General features: G+C 73.6%; 15 protein-coding genes. 11 read left to right on the forward strand and 4 right to left on the reverse strand.

Annotation, left to right across the window (positions count from 1 at the left end; all coding sequences use genetic code 11):
• Positions 1-96 precede the first annotated feature (96 nt).
• From ACIBJC_RS07420 to ACIBJC_RS07435, 4 genes are all read left to right on the forward strand, one after another.
• Positions 97-1,260, forward strand: coding sequence for an NAD-dependent formate dehydrogenase (locus ACIBJC_RS07420; protein WP_399289175.1), 1,164 nt, complete (start codon positions 97-99; stop codon positions 1,258-1,260).
• Between the two features lie 174 nt (positions 1,261-1,434).
• Complete coding sequence (locus tag ACIBJC_RS07425) at positions 1,435-3,387, forward strand: NAD-binding protein (protein WP_399289825.1); 1,953 nt, start codon at positions 1,435-1,437, stop codon at positions 3,385-3,387.
• A gap of 82 nt (positions 3,388-3,469) precedes the next feature.
• Positions 3,470-3,670, forward strand: a complete 201-nt coding sequence (locus tag ACIBJC_RS07430; RefSeq protein WP_399289177.1) for a hypothetical protein — start codon at positions 3,470-3,472, stop codon at positions 3,668-3,670.
• Between the two features lie 315 nt (positions 3,671-3,985).
• Positions 3,986-5,032, forward strand: coding sequence for a phosphatidylinositol-specific phospholipase C domain-containing protein (locus tag ACIBJC_RS07435; RefSeq protein ID WP_399289179.1), 1,047 nt, complete (start codon positions 3,986-3,988; stop codon positions 5,030-5,032).
• A gap of 28 nt (positions 5,033-5,060) precedes the next feature.
• Here the strand turns inward: ACIBJC_RS07435 and ACIBJC_RS07440 are convergent, their stop codons facing one another.
• Positions 5,061-6,614, reverse strand: a complete 1,554-nt coding sequence (locus ACIBJC_RS07440; protein ID WP_399289180.1) for an ATP-dependent DNA ligase — start codon at positions 6,612-6,614, stop codon at positions 5,061-5,063.
• Positions 6,615-6,943: 329 nt separating this feature from the next.
• On the opposite strand from ACIBJC_RS07440, the gene ACIBJC_RS07445 reads away from it, so the two are divergent.
• Both ACIBJC_RS07445 and ACIBJC_RS07450 read left to right on the forward strand, forming a co-directional pair.
• The gene (locus ACIBJC_RS07445) at positions 6,944-9,226 is read left to right on the forward strand and encodes a tetratricopeptide repeat protein (RefSeq protein ID WP_399289182.1); all 2,283 of its coding nucleotides are present in this window, start codon (positions 6,944-6,946) and stop codon (positions 9,224-9,226) included.
• Positions 9,227-9,327: 101 nt separating this feature from the next.
• Positions 9,328-10,860, forward strand: a complete 1,533-nt coding sequence (locus tag ACIBJC_RS07450; protein WP_399289184.1) for a phytoene desaturase family protein — start codon at positions 9,328-9,330, stop codon at positions 10,858-10,860.
• A gap of 30 nt (positions 10,861-10,890) precedes the next feature.
• Here ACIBJC_RS07450 and ACIBJC_RS07455 read toward each other — a convergent pair whose 3' ends face one another.
• Positions 10,891-12,711, reverse strand: a complete 1,821-nt coding sequence (locus ACIBJC_RS07455) for a serine hydrolase (RefSeq protein WP_399289186.1) — start codon at positions 12,709-12,711, stop codon at positions 10,891-10,893.
• Positions 12,712-12,879: 168 nt separating this feature from the next.
• Here ACIBJC_RS07455 and ACIBJC_RS07460 point away from each other — a divergent pair, with 168 nt between their 5' ends.
• Entirely contained in the window at positions 12,880-13,986 is a 1,107-nt protein-coding gene (locus tag ACIBJC_RS07460) for a calcium:proton antiporter (protein WP_399289188.1), read from the forward strand.
• 21 nt (positions 13,987-14,007) lie between these two features.
• On the opposite strand, the gene paaK is transcribed toward ACIBJC_RS07460, so the two are convergent.
• Positions 14,008-15,312, reverse strand: a complete 1,305-nt coding sequence (gene paaK, locus ACIBJC_RS07465; protein ID WP_399289190.1) for a phenylacetate--CoA ligase PaaK — start codon at positions 15,310-15,312, stop codon at positions 14,008-14,010.
• A gap of 245 nt (positions 15,313-15,557) precedes the next feature.
• Between paaK and ACIBJC_RS07470 the strand changes: the two genes are divergently transcribed.
• The 4 genes from ACIBJC_RS07470 to ACIBJC_RS07485 all read left to right on the forward strand — a co-directional run bounded on the left by ACIBJC_RS07470 (position 15,558) and on the right by ACIBJC_RS07485 (position 20,083).
• On the forward strand, positions 15,558-15,800 hold the full coding sequence (locus ACIBJC_RS07470) for a DUF397 domain-containing protein (RefSeq protein ID WP_399289192.1): 243 nt from the start codon (positions 15,558-15,560) through the stop codon (positions 15,798-15,800).
• A gap of 105 nt (positions 15,801-15,905) precedes the next feature.
• Positions 15,906-16,406, forward strand: a complete 501-nt coding sequence (locus ACIBJC_RS07475) for a hypothetical protein (protein WP_329825271.1) — start codon at positions 15,906-15,908, stop codon at positions 16,404-16,406.
• Between the two features lie 172 nt (positions 16,407-16,578).
• Positions 16,579-18,864, forward strand: a complete 2,286-nt coding sequence (locus ACIBJC_RS07480) for a glycosyl hydrolase family 95 catalytic domain-containing protein (protein ID WP_399289194.1) — start codon at positions 16,579-16,581, stop codon at positions 18,862-18,864.
• 100 nt (positions 18,865-18,964) lie between these two features.
• Entirely contained in the window at positions 18,965-20,083 is a 1,119-nt protein-coding gene (locus ACIBJC_RS07485; protein WP_399289197.1) for a chemotaxis protein, read from the forward strand.
• A gap of 78 nt (positions 20,084-20,161) precedes the next feature.
• Here ACIBJC_RS07485 and ACIBJC_RS07490 read toward each other — a convergent pair whose 3' ends face one another.
• Positions 20,162-22,141 carry an N-acetylmuramoyl-L-alanine amidase gene (locus ACIBJC_RS07490; RefSeq protein ID WP_399289199.1) on the reverse strand — a complete coding sequence of 660 codons (1,980 nt, stop codon included), beginning with the start codon at positions 22,139-22,141 and terminating at the stop codon, positions 20,162-20,164.
• Positions 22,142-22,284: the final 143 nt, after the last annotated feature.

Genomic DNA, 22,284 nt, shown 5'->3' on the forward strand with positions numbered 1-22,284 from the left:
CCTATCCCGCCATAGGAAAGTTCGCTTTGACCGTGGTCACCGGGCCCCGGGAAGGTGGAGACACCTTCCCGCTGCAACGGATGAGGAGCCGCAGTCATGGCAAAGGTGCTGTGTGTGCTGTACGACGACCCGGTGGACGGCCGGCCGAAGTCCTACGCCCGGGACGGCCTTCCCCGTATCGACCACTACCCCGGCGGCCAGACCACCCCGACCCCCCGGGCCATCGACTTCACCCCGGGCGAACTGCTCGGCAGCGTCTCCGGTGAACTGGGGCTGCGCGGCTTCCTGGAGTCCCAGGGCCACACCCTGGTCGTCACCTCCGACAAGGACCGGGACGGGTCCGTCTTCGACCGGGAACTGGTCGACGCCGACGTGGTCATCTCGCAGCCGTTCTGGCCCGCCTATCTGACGGCCGAGCGCATCGCGAAGGCCGAGAAGCTGAAACTCGCCGTCACCGCGGGCATCGGCTCCGACCACGTCGACCTCGACGCCGCCATCGCCAAGGGCATCACCGTCGCGGAGGTCACGTACTGCAACAGCATCAGCGTCGCCGAGCACGTGGTGATGATGACGCTGTCGCTCGTACGGAACTACCTCCCCTCCCACCAGTGGGTCCTGGACGGCGGCTGGAACATCGCCGACTGCGTCGCCCGCTCGTACGACCTGGAGGGCATGCAGGTCGGCACGGTCGCCGCCGGCCGGATCGGCCTCGCCGTCCTGCGCCGTCTCGCCCCCTTCGACGTGGGGCTCCACTACACCGACCGGCACCGGCTGCCCGAGTCCGTCGAGCGGGAGCTGGGCCTCACCTGGCACGCGAGCGCGGCCGACATGGTCCCGCACTGCGACGTCGTCACCATCAACGCGCCCCTCCACCCGGAGACCGAGGGCCTGTTCGGCGACGAGCTGATCGCCACCATGAAGCGCGGCGCCTACCTCATCAACACCGCCCGCGCGAAGATCGCCGACCGGGACGCCATCGACCGCGCGCTGCGCGGCGGACAGCTCGCCGGGTACGCCGGTGACGTCTGGTACCCGCAGCCCGCGCCCGCCGACCACCCCTGGCGGACCATGCCGCACCACGGCATGACCCCGCACATCTCCGGCTCCTCGCTCTCCGCGCAGGCCCGTTACGCGGCGGGCACCCGGGAGATCCTGGAGTCCTGGTTCGCCGGTACCCCCCTGCGCGACGAGTATCTGATCGTCGACAAGGGCGGCCTGGCCGGGGTGGGAGCCCACTCCTACTCCGTCAACAAGACCTGACATTCCTGTCGTTCCGTCAGGAATGTCCTGAAGGGCCCTGTCCGACACGCGATCAGCCGTCCCCGCCGCGCTCCCGGCCGGGGACGGCTGTGCCGTCCCCGAACACGGGCGCGGCACACTGGTGCGGTGTCCACACTTCCTCACCAGGTACCCCACGGATCCACGGCGGGCCACATGGTCGTCTGCGGCGACGACACGCTGGCCCACCGGCTGGCGGGCGAGCTGCGCCATGTCTACGGCGAGCGGGTCACGCTGGTCGTGCCGCCCGTACGGGCCTCCCGGCGCCCGCCCGCCCCGGTCGCGGGGTCCGGCAGAGCCTCGGCCTTCTTCGGCCGGATGTCCGCGGCCATGGCCCGTACGGCGGCGACCCTGCCGGACCCGGCGGGCGACGACCCCGGCGGAGCGGGGAGCGGGCCGCGGGTCCTGGAGACCGACGAACTCGACGAGGACACGCTCGTGGAGGCCGGGGTGACGGAGGCGGCGGCGCTCGCCCTCGTCCACGACGACGACGAGACCAACATCCGGGCCGCGCTCGCCGCCCGCCGCCTCAACCCCCAACTGCGCCTGGTCATCCGGCTCTACAACCGCAAGCTCGGCCAGCACCTCGAAGAACTGCTCGACCAGGCCGCCGCCGTCGCCGTCCCCGGCCTCGACGCGGCGGCGCCGGACGCCACCACCACCGTCCTCTCCGACGCCGACACGGCCGCCCCCGCGCTGGCCGCCACCGCCGTCGCGGGCACCAGCAAGGTCATCCGCGCCGACGGTCTGCTGCTGCGGGCCGTGGAACGCAACCCGCCGGGCCCCGGCCAGGTCGCCGACCCCGGTCTGTGCACCCTCGCCCTGCTGTCGGCCACCACCAACGACCCGGCGGGCACGGAGGGTTCGGAGAACAGCGGTCAGGAGGCGCCGCGGCTGCTGCCCGACGACGAGAGCGCCGCCGCCGCCACCGGCCGCGGTACGGTCGTCCTGGAGGCCGTGTCCCACGCCGGACCCGATCTGCCGCCGAGCCGGCTCGCCGGCCGGGGCGCCCCGCTCGCCTCGCTCTTCTCCCGCCGGCTGCGCTGGTCCTTCGCCGGGATCATCGCCGCCGTACTCGCGCTGGCCGTCGCCTCGTGGATCGCCACCGGCGTCCGCCCGCTGGGCGCCCTCTACCTCACCCTGCTCGATCTCTTCGCCATCGGTGACCCCGCGGTCGGCGAGCCCGTGAACCGGCAGGTCATGCAGCTCCTCGCCATGGTCACCGGGATTCTGCTGCTCCCCGTGGTGCTCGCCGCGGTCCTGGAGGCCCTCGGCACCTTCCGTACGGCCTCGGCGCTGCGCCGCCCGCCGCGCGGTCTGTCCGGCCATGTCGTCCTGCTCGGCCTCGGCAAGGTCGGCACCCGCGTCCTGGTCGGCCTGCGCGAGCTGGGCATCCCCGTGGTCTGCGTGGAGGAGGACCCGGAGGCGCGCGGTATCGCGCTCGCCCGCAGTCTGCGGATCCCGACCGTCCTGGGCGACGTCACCCAGGAGGGGGTGCTGGAAGCGGCCAAGATCGAACGGGCGCGCGCCCTGCTCGCCCTCACCAGCGTCGACACCACCAACCTGGAGGCCGCGCTCTACGCCCGCTCCGTCGCCCCCGACCTGCGGGTGGCCCTGCGGCTGTACGACGACGACTTCGCGACCGCCGTCTACCGCACCCTGCGCGCCGCCCACCCCCGGGCGCTCACCCGCAGCCGCAGCGTCTCCACCCTGGCGGCCCCGGCCTTCGCCATCGCCATGATGGGACGCCAGATCCTCGGGGCGATCCCCGTGGAACGCCGGGTGCTGCTGGTCGCCGCCATCGATGTCGCGGGCCACCCCCGGCTGGAGGGGCGCACGGTCGCCGAGGTGTTCCGGCCCGGTGCCTGGCGGGTCATCGCGCTCGACACGGCGGAGCCGGGGGACCGGGCGCCGGATCTCACGGACACCCGGCCGGGGCCCGAGGGGCGGCGCCCGCCCGGGCTCGTATGGGATCTGCACCCCGGCTATGTGCTGCACGCCGGGGACCGGGTGGTCCTCGCCGCCACCCGGCGCGGCCTCGCCGAACTGCTCGGGCGGCAGTACGCCGCCAGGACCGGGCCCGCGCCGGATCCCGGCCGGCGCGGCTGACCGGGGACGACGGGGCCGACCGGGGATGCGACCCGGCCCGGAGGGCACGAGAATGGGCCCACCGGACGAACGAGGAGGCGGCATGAACGAAGAGTCCGCTGAGCAGCCCTTGATCGAGAGCGCGACCCCGGACCGGCTGCTGCACACCGGAGCCTGCGACGAGGTGACGGCCGAGGATCTCGCACTCGCCTCCGGCCGCGATCTCACCCCCGAGAGCCTGGACTGGGCCCGGCGCCGACTGGCCGAGCGGGGACGGGCGGCCATCGAGGAACAGCTCCCGTGACGAGCCGGCCGCTCCCGTACGGCGTCGGCTGAGAGAAGCGGCCGTACCGGGACGCCCGTACGGGAGCGCCGTACGAGAGCCCCCGGGCCGGTGCGCGTCCATGTGCCCGAGCGCGCCCCACCGTGAAGACGCGGTGGGGCGCGCCGTCACGCCCGGCGCCTCCTTCGTGCCCCGGTCTTCCGGCCCCCTCGCCCCGCCCGTCGCCCCGGTGATCGTGTCCGTAGGCCCGATGTCCTCCCGCTCGTCACCGAACTCCCTTACGCTGCCTCTCTGTTGACATGCCCAAGACATGCATGCCGAGAGGAACCAAGGGATATGGCAAAGCTTCTCCGTACGACCCTGGCGGCCGGCGCCGCCGCCGTGCTCGCCCTCGTCACCACCCCCGCCGGGGCCGCCGACACCGGCCAGTTGTCCTACCCCTCCGGTACCGGGGTCGGTGTCCACAACGCGTACGAGAAGGCCACCTTCCCCTACTTCGCCGACGCCCTGGACTCCGGCGCCGGCATGCTCGAACTCGACGTGTGGACCAACGTGTACGGCGCCTCCTGGCGCGTGTCGCACTCCAACCCGATCGGCAACGACAACAACTGCGTCAACGCGGCCGTCCCGGCCGAACTGCGCACCAAGACCCGCAACCGCGACCTGCCGGGCTGCCTCGCCGACATCAAGGTCTGGCACGACGCCAACCCGGGCCACCGCCCCGTCGTGCTCAAGCTGGAGATGAAGGACGGATTCCAGGGCCAGGGCGGCCGAGGCCCCGCCGCCCTCGACGCGCTGCTGACCGCCAAGCTCGGCGACGCCCTCTACCGCCCCGCCGATCTGGCCGGCGGCCACGCCGATCTCGACCAGGCGGCCCAGGCCGGCGCCTGGCCGACGCGCGCGCAGCTCGCGGGCAAGTTCATCGTCGAACTCATCCCGGGCACGGTGGAGGAGCAGAACCCGCTCGACACCCTGTGGACCGACCGGGAGTACGCCACCTACCTGCGCGACCTCAAGGCGGCCGGCAGGCTGGGCGAGGCCGCGGCCTTCCCCGCCGTCCACAAGGCCGCGGCAGGTGATCCCCGCACCCGGTACACGGACGCGACGATCAGGCCCTGGTTCGTCTTCTTCGACGGCGACGCCGCCACGTACGCGAACGGCACCATCGACACCGCCTGGTACGCCCAGCGGAACTACTTCCTGCTGATGACGGACGCGCACAACGTGGCGCCCGCCATCGACGCCACCAGCCCCACCGAGCAGCAGGCCCGCGACCGGCTGGCGCTGCTGGCGCAGCGCGACGCGAGCCTGATCTCGGCGGACTGGCACACGCTGCCGGCCGTCCTCGCGTCGGTGGTCCCGCGCGGCACGGCGGCCCCGTAGGCACACCGCTCCCGGGGCGGCGGGTCTCTCAGCCCGGCCGCTCCGGGTCCCGGCCGTGGGCCGCAAGCACCGCGCCGATCGTGTCCGCCTCCTGGGCCGTCTTGTCCTCGCGGTAGCGCACCACCCGCGCGAAGCGCAGCGTCACCCCCGCCGGATAGCGGGACGACCGCTGAAGTCCGTCGTACGCGATCTCGACGACCAGTTCGGGACGTACGGTCACGGTGAAGCCGTCGTCCCGCAGCGCCAGTTCCCGCAGCTTGCCCGTCTGCCACTCCAGCATCGCGTCCGTCAGCCCCTTGAACGTCTTGCCGAGCATCACGAACGAGCCGTCGTCCCGCCGCGCGCCCAGATGCAGGTTGGAGAGCCGGCCGGTCCGTCTGCCATGGCCCCACTCGGCGGCCAGCACCACGAGATCCAGGGTGTGCACCGGTTTCACCTTCAGCCAGCCGGCGCCCCTGCGGCCCGCGCTGTACGGCGTGTCGAGCGCCTTCACCACCACCCCCTCGTGCCCCCGGTCCAGGGTCTCCCGGAGGAACGTCTCCCCGGCGTCGTCGGGGACCCCGGAACCGCCCGGGACGACGAGGCGCCGTACCCGCATCGGCTCGGGCACCAGCCGCGCCAGCACCTCGTGCCGGTCCGCGCAGGGCAGATCGAGCAGATCCTCGCCGTCGGCCGCGAGGACGTCGAAGAAGACCGGCGACAGCGGCACCGCCGTCGCGGCCGAGGTGACGTCCGTACGTGACCCGACCCGGCCGGCGACCTCCTGGAACGGCCTCGGCCTGCCCCGCTCGTCCAGCGCGATCACCTCCCCGTCCAGCACGAACCGGTCCCCGTCCAGCCCCAGCGCCGCCGCGCTCACCTCCGGCAGCCGGTCGGTGATCTCGTCGAGCGTGCGCGTGAAGATCCGTACCGTGGACCCGCTCCGGTGCACCTGCACCCGGATCCCGTCCAGCTTCTCCTCCACCACACACGCGCCGAGCCGCTCGACCGCCTCCGCCACACTCGTGGCGCTCTGCGCGAGCATCGGCAGTACGGGATGGCCCACCGTCAGCAGGAACTCCTCCAGCACATGCGGACCCTCCGCCAGCAGCCGCTCGGCCACCGGCTGCAGCGAGCCCGCCAGCATCACCGCCCGCCGTACCGCCGCGGGGGAGGCGCCCGACGTCTGCGCGAGCGCCTCGACGGCGACCGCGTCCAGCGCGCCCTGCCGTACCTCGCCGGAGATCAGCCCCACCAGGAACCGCTGTTCCTCCGCGGTGGCCGCCCCCAGCAGCTCCCGCACCAGCCGCCGCCGCTCCCCCTGCGCGCCGGCCCCGGAGACCGCCGCGAGCGCGGTGAACACGGCGTCGGTGCCGTGCACGGTCAGCGTGGCCCGGTCCGCGGGCGGCGGCGGGTCCTTCAGCGCGTTCCAGCCGACCCCGATCCGCCCCTGGGGCAGCCGCCCCGCCAGATAGGGGATGACGACGGGCACGTCCCGCGGCCCGGCCGTCCGGAAGACACCGGCCAGCAGGGAGATCTTCCGGGTCCGCGCCGAGCTCTCGGCGACCTCCCGGGAGACACGGGCGAGCGGTGCCAGCAGCATGCTGCCATCGTGCAACGCCCGACGCGGCTCCGCCCGTCAGGAGCCCGTCCCGCCGCCCCGGCGTCTCCCCGGCGGCGTACGGCCCCGCCCGCGCCCGGCGATAGCCTGTGCGCACCCCCGGTGGACCACCGGGGCGGTGGCACGGGGCAGGGGAGGCGTGGCGGTGGAGACGACCGGGGCAGGGACGGCGGGGACGACAGGCTCAGCGGCCGGTCCCGGGCTGTCCGGGCCCGACACGTGTCCCGCCCCGTACACACTCCAGGCCAGGGCCGCCATACTGGACGGGCCGGGGAGGGCGCAGCGAGGGTGACGGGGGGACACGGCACGCGATGGCGGACAGCATGCTGATCCAGGGCCGTTACCGGCTGCTCGATCTCATCGGACGCGGCGGGATGGGCGAGGTCTGGCGGGCACGCGACGAGTCCCTCGGCCGGCAGGTCGCGGTCAAATGCCTCAAGCCGCTCGGCCCGCAGCGCGACGACTCCTTCACCCGGATCATGCGCGAGCGGTTCCGCCGCGAGGCCCGGGTCGCCGCTGCCCTCCAGCACCGTGGCGTCACCGTCGTCCACGACTTCGGCGAGTACGACGGGGTCCTCTACCTCGTCATGGAACTGCTGGAGGGCCGCAACCTCAGCCAGCTCCTGGAGGACCACGGGAACGTCCTGCCGGTGGCCGACGTCGTCGACATCGCCGAGCAGGTCGCGGACGCCCTCGCGTACACCCACGAACAGGGCATCGTCCACCGCGATCTGAAGCCCGCCAACATCATGCGGCTCACCAGCGGCGCGGTGAAGATCTGCGACTTCGGCATCGCGCGCCTCGGCCACGACATCGGCTTCACCTCGCGCCTCACCGGTACGGGCATCGCCATGGGGACCCCGCACTACATGTCGCCCGAACAGATCGGCGGCGGCCCGGTCGACCACCGCAGCGATCTCTACTCCCTCGGCTGCGTGCTGTACGAGATCGCCACCGGCGCCCCGCCCTTCGACCTGGAGGACGCCTGGTCGGTGCTGGTCGGCCACCGCGACACCATCCCCGAGGCGCCCAGCGGCCACCGCTCGGAGCTGCCCGCGTTCTTCGACGGGATCGTCCTCGACCTGCTGGCCAAGACCCCCGAGGAGCGCCCCGCCGACGCGGGCGACCTCCGGCGGCGGATCACCGCAGCCCGCGTCGGTACGGGACTCGGCGTCGGCCTCGGCGGCTACGGCCATCCGGCGCTCGGCGGCCCCGGGGCGGTCACGGCCGCGTACTCCCCCGGCGGGTACGGGACGGGGCGCCCCGACGGCGGGCCCCTGCCGTCCTGGACCCGCTCCATGACCACCGGGCACAAGGCGATCGGCCCGGCAGACCTGCGGCCCACTCCGCCCGACCCCACCGCGGGGCTGACCGGCGAGTGGACCACCCCCGCCGACCCGCGCGCCGGGCACCCCCGGCCGGCCGCCACGGGGCGGCCCACCCCCTCGCCCGACCAGCTCGCCGTCCTGACCGGCAGACACAACGCCGGTCTCAGCCTCGGCCGGCTCGGCCGGTGGGAGGAGGCGGGCGAGGTGCACCGCGCGGTCGCCGCCGAGCGCGAGCACGCGCTGGGCCCGGACCACCCGGACACCCTCGGCAGCCGCTACGAGGTCGGCTTCACCCTCAGCAGGACCGGCCGTACGGCGGACGCGCTGCGCGAGTTCACCCGGGTCGCGGAGGGCCGCGAGCGGGTCTTCGGCCCGGACCACCCGGAAACGCTCGCCGCGCGCCAGGAGACGGCGTACGTACTCGGCCAGCTCGGCCGGCACTTCGAGGCCCACGAGGTCTTCGCGGCGGTCCTCGCCTCCCGCGAACGCACCATGGGCCCCGACCACGCCGACACCCTGCGCTGCCGCCACAACCTCGCCTACAACCTCGGCCGACTGGGCCGGCTCGACGACGCCCACCGGCTCGCGGGCGACGTGGCCGCCGCGCGCGCCAGGGTGCTCGGCCCGGGCCACCCGGACACCCTGATCAGCCGGTACGAGGTGGCGTACGCGCTCGGGCAGCTCGGCCGCTGGCCCGAGGCGCTGACCGCCTACCGCGAGGTCGCCGCAGGCCGCGCAGAATCCCTCGGCGCCGACCACCCCGACACCCTCGCCGCCCGCTACGAGGTCGGCATCAGCCTCGGCCGGCTCGGCGAGAGCACGGAAGCGCTGGAGCTCTACCGCGCGCTGGCGGAGGACCGTACCCGGATCCAGGGCGCGCACCACCCCGAGACGCTGCGCGCCCGGCACGGCTTCTGCGTCAACCTCGGACGTCTCTCCCGCTGGGAGGAGGCGCTCGCCGAGTCCCGTGACGTCTGCGCGATCCGCGAACGCGTGCTGGGCGCCGACCACCCCGACACCCTCGTCAGCCGCCGGGAGGTCGCCGTCGGACTGGGCTGGCTCGGCCGCTGGTCCGACGCCCTCTCCGTCTACCGGCAGGTCGCCGACACCCGCGACCGGGTGCTCGGCGCCACCCACCCCGACGCGCTCGCCAGCCGCAACGACGAGGCCCACTGCCTGGAACAGCTCGGCAGGGGAGCGGAGGCGGTGCAGCTCTACCGGCAGGTGGCGGCGCTGCGCCAGCAGCACGGCGCGCGCGGGTACTGACGGCGCGCGCTCCCCGTACCCCCGGGCCTTCGGGTACGTCATCTCCGCGTCACCTCCGCGCCCGGTCTGGCCCCGAGATCATCCGCGTGTTACCAAGGGCCATGCCCGCACACGCCTCGTACGACGCCGTCATCGTGGGCGGCGGCCACAACGGCCTGGTCGCCGCCGCCTACCTCGCCCGCGCCGGACGCTCCGTCCTCGTCCTCGAACGGCTCGGCGCCACCGGGGGCGCCGCCGTCTCCAGCCGCCCCTTCCCCGGGGTGGACGCCCGGCTCTCCCGTTACTCGTACCTGGTCTCCCTGCTGCCCGACACCATCGTGCGGGAGCTGGGGCTGCGCTTCGCCGTACGCAAACGCACCGTCTCCTCGTACACCCCCCTGGGCGACGGCGGACTGCTGGTCGGCGGGGCCCGTACGCGGGACTCCTTCGCCGCGCTGACCGGCTCGGACACGGAGTACGCGGCGTGGCGGGAGTTCTACGCGACGACGGCGCGCGTCGCCGGACGGGTCTTCCCCACCCTCACCGAACCGCTGCCCACGCGCGCCGCGCTGCGCGAGCGGATCGGCGACGAGACCGCCTGGCGGATGCTGTTCGAGGAGCCGATCGGCGCCGCGATCGAGGAGCGGTTCGACCACGACCTGGTCCGGGGCGTCGTCCTGACCGACGCCCTCATCGGCACCTTCGCCGACGCCCACGACCCGTCCCTCGTACAGAACCGCTGCTTCCTCTACCACGTGATCGGCGGCGGGACCGGCGACTGGGACGTCCCCGTCGGCGGCATGGGCGCGCTCACCGACGCCCTGGCCGACGCGGCACGGGCGGCGGGCGCTGAGATCGCCACCGGGCACGAGGCGACCGCCGTCGAGACCGACGGGACGCACGCCGAGGTCACCTACCGGACGGGCGACACCGAAGGCGTGGTGGCGGGCCGGCAGATCCTCGTCAACGCCTCGCCCCAGGCCCTCGCCGCCCTCCTCGGCGAGGAGCCGCCGGAGGCGGCGGAGGGCGCCCAGCTCAAGGTCAACATGGTGCTGCGCCGGCTGCCGCAACTACGCGACCGGTCCGTCGACCCCCGGGAGGCGTTCGCCGGCACGTTCCACATCGCGGAGGGATACGACCAGTTGGCCACGGCGTACGCACAGGCGGCGGCGGGCGCGCTGCCGAGCGCCCCGCCGTCCGAGATCTACTGTCACACCCTCACCGATCCGTCGATCCTCGGACCGGAACCGGCCGCGCGGGGCTACCAGACGCTGACCCTGTTCGGACTCCACACGCCCGCGCGGCTGTTCGCCCACGACAACGACGCGGCGCGCGCGGAACTCCTCACGGCGACGCTCGCCCAGCTCGACGAGCGGCTGGCGGAACCGATCGCCGACTGTCTCGCCCTGGACGAGGACGGCCGCCCCTGCGTCGAGGCGAAGACACCGCTCGACCTCGAACGCGAACTCCGGCTGCCCGGCGGCCACATCTTCCACCGCGACCTCGCCTTCCCCCACACCGACGGCTCCACCGGCCGCTGGGGCGTGGCGACGCAGCACGCGAACGTCCTGCTGTGCGGCGCGGGCGCGGTACGCGGCGGCGGGGTCAGCGGGGTGGCGGGCCACAACGCGGCGATGGCGGCCCTGGGCCGGTAGCCGCCGGCCCGGCCCCGGACCTGGCGGGGGTCAGTCCACCGAGGGCGCCCAGCCGGCCGCCGTGATCCGCGCCGCGTCCTTCCCCCGTGCCTCGTCGAAGAGCGTACGGCCGCTGTCCTCGACCCGCAGGCCGGTCACGTACACGCCCCGCCCCACGTACAGCCGGTCCGTCGTGTACCGCCAGCGCAGCACGGTCTCCCGCCCCCGCCACGCCCCGAGTTCCGCGGTCAGCCGGTGCCAGACCCGCCCCGACCAGCCCGTCACCGAGCCCGCCGGGCGCTCCCGCGGCTCCTGCCCCGCCGTCACGGTGGTGAAGGGCACCGGCCGCCAGCTCCGCCCGCCGTCCCCGGACGCCTCCAGGAACAGGGCGTCGGCCTCCGGTTCCGTGTCCCACCACACGGAGCAGCGCAGCCGTCCGCGCCCGGAGGCCGGAGTGAGCGGGGGCAGGGTGAGCGTGGCCGTCGTCGCGTTCGCCATCCCCCCGAACCAGGCGGTACGGCGTCGGGGCGGCCCGACCGCCACGGCACGCGCCATCCGGTCGGCGGTGGCCACGCGCGGCGCGCTGCCCGAGCGCCAGTTCCGCACCGGATGGACGGAGTTGCCGAGCACGATCAGGAACGAGTCGGTCGTCGGGTCGAGGACGAGGCTGGTGCCGGTGAACCCGGTGTGGCCCGCCGTGGCGGGCGTGGCCATGGCGCCCATGTACCAGTGCTGGTACAGCTCGAAACCCAGCCCGTGGGCATCGCCCGGGAAGGCCGTGTTGAAGTCGGTGAACATCAGCTCCACCGACTCGGGCCGCAGGATCCTCGCCCGGCCGTACACACCGCCGTTCAGGAGCGTACGGGCGAGGACCGCCAGGTCCCAGGCGCGGGAGAAGACACCGGCGTGCCCCGCGACACCGCCGAGACTGTACGCGTTCTCGTCGTGCACCTCGCCCCACACCAGCCCGCGGTCCAGCCCCGACCACGGCGGGCGGGCGTCCTCGGTGGCGGCGATGGAAGGGCGCCAGGACGGGGGCGGGTTGTAGCGCGTGCGGCGCATCCCGAGCGGGTCGGTGATCTCGTCCCGGAGCAGTACGTCCAGGGTGCGGCCGGTGATCCGCTCCAGGACGAGCTGGAGCGAGATCAGGTTGAGGTCCGAGTACCGGTAGACCGTGCCGGGCGGGTCCGCGGGGACCTCGTCCCACAGGAGCTGGAGCTTGCCCTCGTGGGTCGGGGCCGTGTAGAGCGGGATCCACGCGCGGAACCCGGAGGTGTGCGTCAGCAACTGGCGCACCGTGATGTCCCGCTTGCCCGCGGCCCGCGCGGCGTCCGTGCCCGCGAACTCCGGGAGGTACGCGACGACGGGCCGCTCCAGCTCCAGCGCGCCGCGCTCGATCTGCTGGACGGCGAGGATCGAGGTGAAGAGCTTGGAGACCGAGGCGAGATCGAAGACCGTGTCCTCGGCCATCTCGATCCGCCGCCCGGCGGGCAGCTCCACCCCCGTACCGGTCGTCTCGTCGTACGCCGCGTAGCGCACGGCGTGACCGATCGGCCGGTGCAGGGCCACCGTGGCGCCGCGCCCCGCGAGCAGGACGGCGCCCGCGTACCAGGGATGGACGGGGGAGGGGCCCAGGAACGTCTCGGCGGCGGCGACCAGCGCGTCCAGCTCCCGCCGGATCAGCCCGGCCCGCTCGGCGGAGCCGCGGCGCAGCGTACGTCCGGCCGGCCCGGGGCCGTTCGGGGAGGCCTCCCGCGCACGGGCGCTCTCGGCGAACGGGACCGGCGCCACCGCGAACGCCCCGCCGAGGGCCAGCACCCCGCCGCCCAGCCTGCGTCGGCTGATCCGACCACCGGCCGCTTCCTCCGCCATGGAAAGGCCCTCCCCTGAAAGTGTCTTCCGGGATTGAACGTGTCTTCCGAGATCCGGATCGAGTGCTGAAACATTCTTGCGGGACCCCGCCGGTGTCAACCCTCCGGGCCCGGATGGCTCCGGGCGGTCACCGGGCGGACCCACGCCACCTCTGGCAGCGTGAGGCGCATGAGTACGAGCCTCGGCGTCCGGTCCCTGCTGTCCCAGTGGACCGTGGTGGTGCCGCTGCTCGCGGTGGTCGCCCTCGTACTGAGCTGGGGGCGCGGCCTGCCGGGGTTCGCGGTCGGCCTGGTCGCCCTCTGCCTCGCCGGCGCGGTGCTCGCGGCCGTGCACCACGCCGAGGTCGTCGCCCACCGGGTGGGGGAGCCGTTCGGATCGCTCGTCCTCGCGGTCGCCGTCACCGTCATCGAAGTGGCGCTCATCGTCACCCTGATGGTCGACGGCGGCGCCAAGAGCGCCACCCTCGCCCGCGACACCGTCTTCGCCGCCGTCATGATCACCTGCAACGGGATCCTCGGCCTGTGCCTGCTCGTCGGCGCGCTGCGCAGCCGGGTCGCCGTCTTCAACGCCGAGGGCACCGGCACCGCGCTGGCCACCGTCGCGACCCTGGCCACCCTCACCCTCGTCTTCCCGACCTTCACCACCAGCAAGCCGGGGCCGCAGTTCTCCCCGGCGCAGCTCGGCTTCGCCGCCGTCGCCTCGCTCGTCCTGTACGGGCTGTTCGTCGCCGTGCAGACCGTGCGTCACCGCGACTACTTCCTCCCCGTCACGCAGGAGGGCGACGTACAGGAGGAGGACGCGCACGCCCCGCTGCCCACCCGCCGCGCGACCACCCTGAGCCTGGTGATGCTGGTGGTGGCGCTGATCGCCGTCGTCGGGGACGCCAAGGCCGTGTCCCCCACCATCGAGTCGGGCGTCGCGTCGGCGGGGCTGCCGCAGGCCGTGGTCGGGGTCGTCATCGCCCTGCTGGTCCTGCTGCCGGAGACCCTCGCCGCGGTACGGGCCGCCCGCCGCGAGCGGGTCCAGACCAGCCTCAACCTGGCCCTGGGCTCCGCCATGGCGAGCATCGGGCTGACGATCCCGGCCATCGCGCTCGCCATGATCTGGCTGGACGGCCCGCTCGTCCTCGGGCTGAACGCCACCCATATGGTGCTGCTCGCCCTCACCGTGGTGGTGGGCGCGCTGACCGTGGCGCCCGGCCGGGCCACCCTGTTGCAGGGCGGGGTCCATCTCGGGATCTTCACCGCGTTCGTGTTCCTCGCCATCAGCCCCTGACGCCCCGCCGGGAGCGCGCCCTTATGTCGCGCGCGGGCCCCCCGGGCCCCGTAGGTCGACGATCCGCTTGATCTTGCCCACCGAGCGCTCCAGGGTCTCCGGATCGACCACCTCGACCGACACCGACACCCCTACCCCGTCCTTGACGGCCGCGGCGATCGACCGCGCCGCGTCCGCGCGCTGCTCCGGCGTGGCGGACGCCCGCGCCTCCGCCCGTACGGTCAGCGTGTCCAGCCGCCCCTCGCGGGCCAGCCGGAGCTGGAAGTGCGGGGCGACCCCCGGGGTGCGCAGCACGATCTCCTCGATCTGGGTGGGGAAGAGGTTCACCCCGCGCAGGATCACCATGTCGTCGGTCCTGCCGGTCACCTTCTCCATCCGGCGGAAGACCCGGGCCGTGCCCGGCAGCAGCCGGGTGAGGTCCCGGGTCCGGTAGCGGATCACCGGCATCGCCTCCTTGGTCAGCGAGGTGAAGACCAGTTCGCCCTCCGTGCCGTCCGGCAGCGCCTCACCGGTGAACGGGTCGACGATCTCCGGATAGAAGTGGTCCTCCCAGACGGTGAGCCCGTCCTTGGTCTCCAGACACTCCTGCGACACCCCCGGGCCCATCACCTCCGACAGCCCGTATATGTCGACCGCGTCGATCGCGAACCGCTCCTCGATCTCCCGCCGCATCTCCTCCGTCCACGGTTCGGCGCCGAAGATCCCCACCTTCAGGGAGGTGGCGCGGGGATCGACGCCCTGGCGCTCGAACTCGTCCAGCAGCGTGAGCATGTACGACGGGGTCACCATGATGATCTCGGGCCGGAAGTCCTGGATCAGCCGCACCTGACGCGCGGTCATGCCCCCGGAGGCGGGGACCACCGTACAGCCGAGCCGCTCCGCGCCGTAGTGCGCGCCGAGCCCGCCGGTGAACAGGCCGTAGCCGTACGCCACATGGACCGTGTGCCCGGGGCGCCCGCCGGCCGCCCGGATCGAGCGGGCCACCACGTCGGCCCAGGTGTCCAGATCCCGCTGGGTGTACCCGACGACGGTCGGCAGGCCCGTCGTACCGCTGGACGCGTGCAGCCGCCGTACCTCCGACCGGTCCACGGCGAACATCCCGAACGGATAGTTGTCCCGCAGATCGGACTTGGTGGTGAAGGGGAAGCGGGCCAGATCCGCGAGCGAGCGGCAGTCCTCCGGGCGCAGCCCGGCCCGGTCGAAGGACCGCCGGTAGAAGTCCACGTTGTCGTACGCGTGGCGCAGCGTGGACCGCAGCCGTTCCAGTTGCAGTACGGCCAGCTCCTCGCGGCTGAGCCGTTCCGCCGCGTCCAGCAGAGGGTTCATGGCGCTCTCCCTGGTCCGTCCGGCCGCGCCGGCGGCCCCGGCAGCCTGGCGACCGATCATTCGGTTGATCGTCCGGAGCCAGTAACGCAGGAGCGTCCCGCGAGCGTCAAGGGACGCGGCGCCGCTGCGCCCTGACGGGGGGCACGGGGTCCGGACGCCAGGCCGGCGGCCCCCTGCCGCGGTCTGTCCCGCACCGTCGGTGGTGGATAGTCTGGCCCGGGACGACGCAGCGGGAGGAGCAGGACGTGGCTGAGAGCACCACCACCCAGAAGCCGCTTTCGGGCTGGGACAAGCCGGAACTCGATCTGAGCGGCGCGGACTGGCAGTCCAGCAGCCAGGGCGCCGGCGACGTGCAGATCGCGTTTGTCGAGGGCTTCATCGCCATGCGCAACAGCGGCCGGCCCGAGAGTCCTTCGCTGATCTTCAGCCCGGCCGAGTGGCGCGCCTTCGTGGTCAACGCGCGCGACGGGGAGTTCGACCTCACGTGACGTGACGCGATGGCCGGCCGGTCCGCCCGGACCCAGGGCGCCGGGCCCGCGTTCCCGGTCCTCACCCGGCTCCTCCGGAGTGGCGCGAACCCGTACCATGGTGGGATGTCCTTTCTCCGCCGCCGCAGCGCCGCCACACCCGCGGGCCCGGACTTCGACGTCCTGGCCATGGACCCGGGTGACTGGCCCGGCAATCTGGGCGCCGGTCTGCTGCCCGCCCCCGACGGGAGCTGCCAGGGGGTCTTCCTCCGGTACGACCTGTTCGGCGGCCGCGGGCCCGCGATGATCATCGGAAATCTGCCGGAGGGCTCCCCGGCCCGCGAGCTGGGGGAGGGGCAGATCCCCTTCGAGGTGGCACAGCTCCTGCTCGCGCTGGAGAACGACGAGCCGGTCGAGGTCATCGGCGGCGAGGACATGCCGGTGATGCAGGGGGACAACCTGCTGATCGTGCGCCGGCTCAAGCTCTCCGAAAGCCGGATCTCCTGCGTGCAGTTCGACCGCAGCGACAACGTCCTCGTCACCATCGCGAGCTGGGACCGGCCGATCACCGACGATCTCTACGCGCTGCTCAAGCCCCTGCCCGCCGAACTGTTCCAGCAGGGCTGACCCCAGGGGGACCGTCCACTTCACGCCATGCGTGAGGTGGGCCGTCCGCTCTCTTGCCGGATGAGTCATCGGACTTTTAACGTGACTGGCCATGACTCCTGGGATGAGCCGCAGAACCACGATCGCCTCCGTACTGGGTGCAACAGGGGCCCTGGTATGGGGAGTTCCGGCGATGGCCGAGACGCCCGCCGGGGCCGACCCGTCCGATGAATCAACGCTCTGGTACCGGAGCCCCGCCGCCGACTGGGAGCGCGGGTCCCTGCCCATCGGCGGCGGCGCCCTCGGCGCCGGAGTGCACGGCACCCTCGCCACCGAGCGGCTCACCCTCAACGAGAAGACCCTCTGGACCGGCGGTCCGGGCTCCGCGGAGGGCTACCACCACGGCGACTGGACCGAGCCGCGCCCCGGCGCCCTCGCCTCCGTACAGCAGCGCCTGGACAGGGAGGGGCGGCTCGACCCGGACACCGTCGCCGCCGAACTCGGCCAGGCCAGGAGCGGGTACGGCGCCTACCAGGTCCTCGGCGATCTGGAAGTGACCGTGGCCGGGGCGCCGGACGCCCCCGACGCCTCCTACCGCCGCTCGCTCGACATCAGGAACGCCGTCGCCGCCGTCTCGTACAGCCATCAGGGCACCGCGTACACCCGGGAGTACTTCGCCTCCTTCCCCGGCCGGGTGATCGCCGGACAGTTCGCCGCCGACCGTCCGGGCGGGACCGACCTCACACTGCGCTACACCTCCCCGCGCACCGACTTCACCACCACCGCGAGCGGCGACCGGCTCACCGTGCGCGGCGCGCTCCAGGACAACGGGCTGCGCTTCGAGGTCCAGATCCGCGTCCGTACGCAGGGCGGCACCGTACGCGCGGGGGAGGACGGCACCCTCACCGTCAGCGGCGCCGACCGCGCCTGGTTCGTCCTCGCCGCGGGCACCGACTACGCCGACACCGGCCCCGCCCACCGGGGCGAGGACCCGCACACGGCCGTCACCCGCGCCGTCGACCAGGCCGCGACCCGCCCGTACGAGGCGCTGCGCGCCGCCCATGTACGGGACCACCGCGCGCTCTTCGACCGGGTCTCGCTCGACCTCGGCGGCGACCTCCCCGACCTGCCCACCGACCAGCTCCTCGCCGGATACACCGGCGGGAACTCACCCGCGGACCGGGCGCTCGAAACGCTCTACTTCCAGTACGGCCGCTATCTGCTCATCGCCTCGTCCCGCCCGGGATCGCTGCCCGCCAACCTCCAGGGCGTCTGGAACAACACCACCAACCCGCCCTGGTCGGCGGACTACCACGTCAACATCAACCTCCAGATGAACTACTGGCTCGCCGAGGTCACCAACCTCGCCGAGACCACCGCCCCCTACGACCGGTACGTCGAGTCACTGCGCGCCCCCGGCCGGCGCAGCGCCCGCCGGCTCTTCGGCACGGCCGGCTGGGTCGTCCACAACGAGACCAACCCGTACGGGTTCACCGGGGTCCACGACTGGCCCACCGCCTTCTGGTTCCCCGAGGCCGCCGCCTGGCTCACCCAGCAGCTCTACGACCACTACCGCTTCAGCGGGTCCACCCACTACCTGCGCGCCACCGCCTACCCGGTGATGAAGGAGGCCGCCGAGTTCTGGCTCGCCAACCTCAGGACCGACCCGCGCGACGGCACCCTCGTCGTCACCCCCAGTTACTCGCCGGAGCACGGGGACTTTACGGCGGGCGCCGCCATGTCCCAGCAGATCGTCCACGACCTGCTCACCAACACCCTGGAGGCCGCCACCACCCTCGGGGACGCCCCGGCCTTCCGCACCCGGCTCCAGGACACCCTCGAACGGCTCGACCCCGGGCTGCGCGTCGGCTCCTGGGGGCAGCTCCAGGAGTGGAAGGCCGACCTGGACAGCCCCACCGACGACCACCGCCACGCCTCCCACCTCTTCGCCCTCCACCCCGGCCGGCAGATCGAGGCGGGCAGCGCCTGGGCCCAGGCCGCCCAGATCTCGCTGACCGCGCGCGGCGACGGCGGGACCGGCTGGAGCAAGGCATGGAAGATCAACTTCTGGGCGCGGCTGCGGGACGGCGACCACGCCCGCACCATGCTCGCCGAACAACTCGTCCACTCCACCCTCGCCAACCTCTGGGACACCCATCCGCCGTTCCAGATCGACGGCAACTTCGGCGCCACCTCCGGCATCGCCGAGATGCTGATCCAGAGCCACCACGGCCCGATCGAGATCCTGCCCGCCCTTCCCGCGATCTGGCCCGAGGGACGGGTGACCGGGCTGCGGGCGCGCGGCGGCGCCACCCTCGACATCACCTGGTCGGGCGGGCGCGCCACGCGGCTCGTGCTGCGCGCGAGCCGGACGGGGGAGCTGACCCTGCGCAGCACCCTGCTCCCCGGCGGGGAGCGGACCTTCCGCGCCACCGCGGGCCGTACCTACACCTTCCCAGCGCCACCGGACCTGCCCTGACCGCGTGACACGCCGTCCGGTGGCGACGCACCCCCTGCGGAACCCGCCGGTATCCCGCAGGATGGACGCACGTACGGGGGCCGGTGAGCGAAGGGACAGCATGGACAGCAACGCTCTGACGCCCGAGGTCCTGCGGGAGCTGCGCGCGCCGCGCCCGTACCCGGCCGTGTCCCTGACGATGCCCACGCACCGCCGCGACCGCCACAACGAGCAGGACACGGTACGGCTGCGCAACCTCCTCGCGGCGGCGGGCCACCGGCTGGACGCCGACCCGGGCCTGGACCGCAGGACCCGGGCGGCCGTCATGGAGCGGCTCACCGCGGCCGTCGCCGAGGTCGATCTGCGCCACGCGCTCGACGGACTGCTCGTCCTCGCCGACGCCCGCGAGCACCGGATCTGGTACCTCCCGCGCGAGGTGCCCGAGCGCGTCGTGCTCAGCGACACGTACCTCACCCGGAACCTCGTGGCCGCCACCGCGCAGTCCCGGCCGTACTGGGTGCTCGGGATCGCCGCCGACCGGGCCACGCTCTGGAGCGGTTCCGGCGAGTCGGTGCACGAGCACCGTGCGGACGGCTTCCCGATGGTGCCACCGGAGGAGAGCTGGGACGTCGAGCGCGAGGAGCGGGTCGGGAACATCCCGAGCACCTTCAGCGACGAGGAGACCCGCCGCTTCCTGCGCACCGTCGACCACGCCATGGGCACGGTTCTGGGGCGCCGCCCCCGCCCGCTGCACCTGGTCGGCCTCGCCCCCGCGCTCGCCCTGCTGGCGGAGGCCGGCAACGCCACCCACAAGGCCGTCGGACGGCTGGTCAAGGGCGGCCTCACGGACGGCCCCGCGCGCGTCCTGCTGAAGGAGATCGGCCCCGTGGTCGAGGACCACGCGCGCCGCGAGAAGACCGAGGTGCTGAACCGTCTCGAGGAGGCGAAGGGACGGCGCACCTTCGCCGCCGGGCTGGACGAGGTCTGGGAGTCGGTACGGGAGAAGCGGGCCGATCTGATCGCGCTCGAAGAGCACTACCGGCGTACGGTCCGGGTCCAGGACGGCCATCTCGTCCCCGTCGACGAGGCGTCCGCCGCGTCCGCCGCCGATCCCGGCGTACGCGACGACATCGTGGACGAACTGGTGGAGGGGGCGCTCGACGGCGGCGCCCACGTGGTCTTCCTCCCGGACGGCACGCTCGCCGGGCACGACCGGATCGCCGCCGTCCTGCGCTACTGACCGGAAGGTACGGGCGTCACCGGCTCCCCCGTGGCCCGCGACGCCCGTACGCCTCCCGTCCCCCCGTTCCGGCCGCGGTCAGCGACCCGCCGGACGCACCTCGACATCGGCCGCCTTCACAAACGCGACCCGGTGCCCGAACTGGATTTCGTAGTACTGCTCCGTGCCCCGCACCACCCGGTGGGAGGCCGGGTCGAAGGTGGCCGAGTAGTAGTACTCGCCGGGCCCTTTGCCCCCGGTCACGTACCGCTGGCCGGCGAGCAGTTTGTACGGCAGCGGGGAGACCGTCTGGACCGGCACGCCCGCCGGGTACGCCGCCGCCTCCGGGTAGGCCCGCCCGTACACCGGCACCTCAGCGAGTCCGGCCCTCGGCGTCAGCACCGGCGCCTTCGCGCCCACCGCCGCCGGCTTCGCGCGGGGATCGAGGAACCACGCCTTCTGGCCGAGGTACCAGATCGCCGTCCAGTCGCCCTGCCGCCCGGCCACCGCGTACCGCTGGCCCGTCGACGCGCGGGCGCCCGTGTCGTTGACGTCCGCCGTCGAGTCCTGGCCACCGGGGCGCAGCCCGGCGTCCTTCACCAGCGGGGCGTTCTCGTTCGGCGCCGTCCGCAGCCGTACGGCGCCGGAGCCGTGCGGGGCGCACGCCGTGCCCGCGCTCTCGCACCCGGTGTACGGCGGCGTGCTGGCCGCGTAGTCGGGCCGGATCGTCACCACGGAGGGACGGGCGCCCCCGCTCGCCCGCAGCGGCTCGCCCAGCAGCTCGAAGTAGTGCGCCCAGTCCCAGTAGGGGCCCGGGTCGGTGTGCATCCCGGGGATCGTCGACGCGGTCGTGCCGGGCACGTTGTCATGGCCCAGGATGTGCTGCCGGTCCAGCGGCACCCCGTACCTCTTCGACAGATAGCCCACCAGCCGGGCCGAGGCGCGGTACATCGACTCCGTGTACCAGGCGTCCGGCGCCGCCAGGAAGCCCTCGTGTTCGAGCCCCACCGACGTGGCGTTGACGTACCAGTTGCCCGCGTGCCAGGCGACGTCCTTGGTCGGTACGTGCTGGGCGATCAGCCCGTCGGACGAGCGCAGCGTGTAGTGCCACGACACGTACTCCGGGTCCTTGATCAGCTTGAGCGTGGTGTCCCAGGACCCCTCGGTGTCATGGATGACGATGAACTTGATCTTCTGGGACCCCGGGCGGTCCGCCAGATCGTGGTTGCCGTAGTCCCCCTCGCCGAACTCCTCGTACGGAGCCGGGACCCAGGTGCAGGAGACCGTGCGCGGGCACTCCGTGCGCGCCGCATCGCCCGCCCGCAGCCCGAGCCGGGAGAGCTGCCCGGTGTCGGGGGAGACCTCGGGGCGTGCGGTCAGCGCCACCCGCTGGCCGCTGTCCGTGGTGCGCCGCTCACCCGCGCGGATCACGTCGTACACGTCACGGGCGTATGCGGCGGCGGTCGTGGAGTCGTCCGCCCCGGAGAACCGGGCGACCGCGCCGTACCAGTGGGCCGGGTCCGCGCTGAGCGGCTCGCCCAACTCCCGCTGGGCGGCGGCCAGCAGCGCGGCGCCGCCCCGGACATTGGCGGCGGGGCTCGTCCGCAACTCCTCGGCGGACAGCCCGGTCAGCCCCGCCGCGCGGTCCAGGGTGCGCAGCCGCGCGGGCAGTTCGGCGGTGGCCGGCAGGGCCACGCGGGCGGGCGCCGTCAGCGGGCGGGAGGTGTCGCCGCGCGCGTCCTCCGTCCCGTCCGAATGGTGCGGGGCCTCGGCGAGCGCGGTCCTCGCGTCGGTGAGGTGCATCGGGCCGTAGCCGCCGGTCACGCTCGGCGCGCCGCTGTGCGTGTCCCAGCGGGACTGGAGGTACGAGACCCCGAGCAGCACGCTCGGCGGCACCTGGTACTGGTCGGCCGCCGCCGCGAACTCACGCTGCAGGGCGGCGGGTTCCGGCCGCTCCGCGGTGGCGGAGGGACCGGCGGAGACGAGCGGCAGCAGCAGCGCGGCGGACGCCACGACACCGCCGGCCCGCAGCGCGCGCCCGCGGTTCGGTCTCGGCCGTGGGGGGAGAGAACCTTGCAATGCAGCCTCCAGTGACGGGTGGTGCGCTACGTCGTGCCGGTCCGATGCGTCTCCCAGAGGTATCGGCTCCCGGACGATCCGTCAATCGGGCCCCGAAGCAACGATTTCGCACGTCAGCGCGCGTTTCGCGGGGTTTCCCCGCG

This window comes from Streptomyces sp. NPDC050509, assembly GCF_044457965.1.
Classification (GTDB): Bacteria; Actinomycetota; Actinomycetes; order Streptomycetales; family Streptomycetaceae; genus Streptomyces.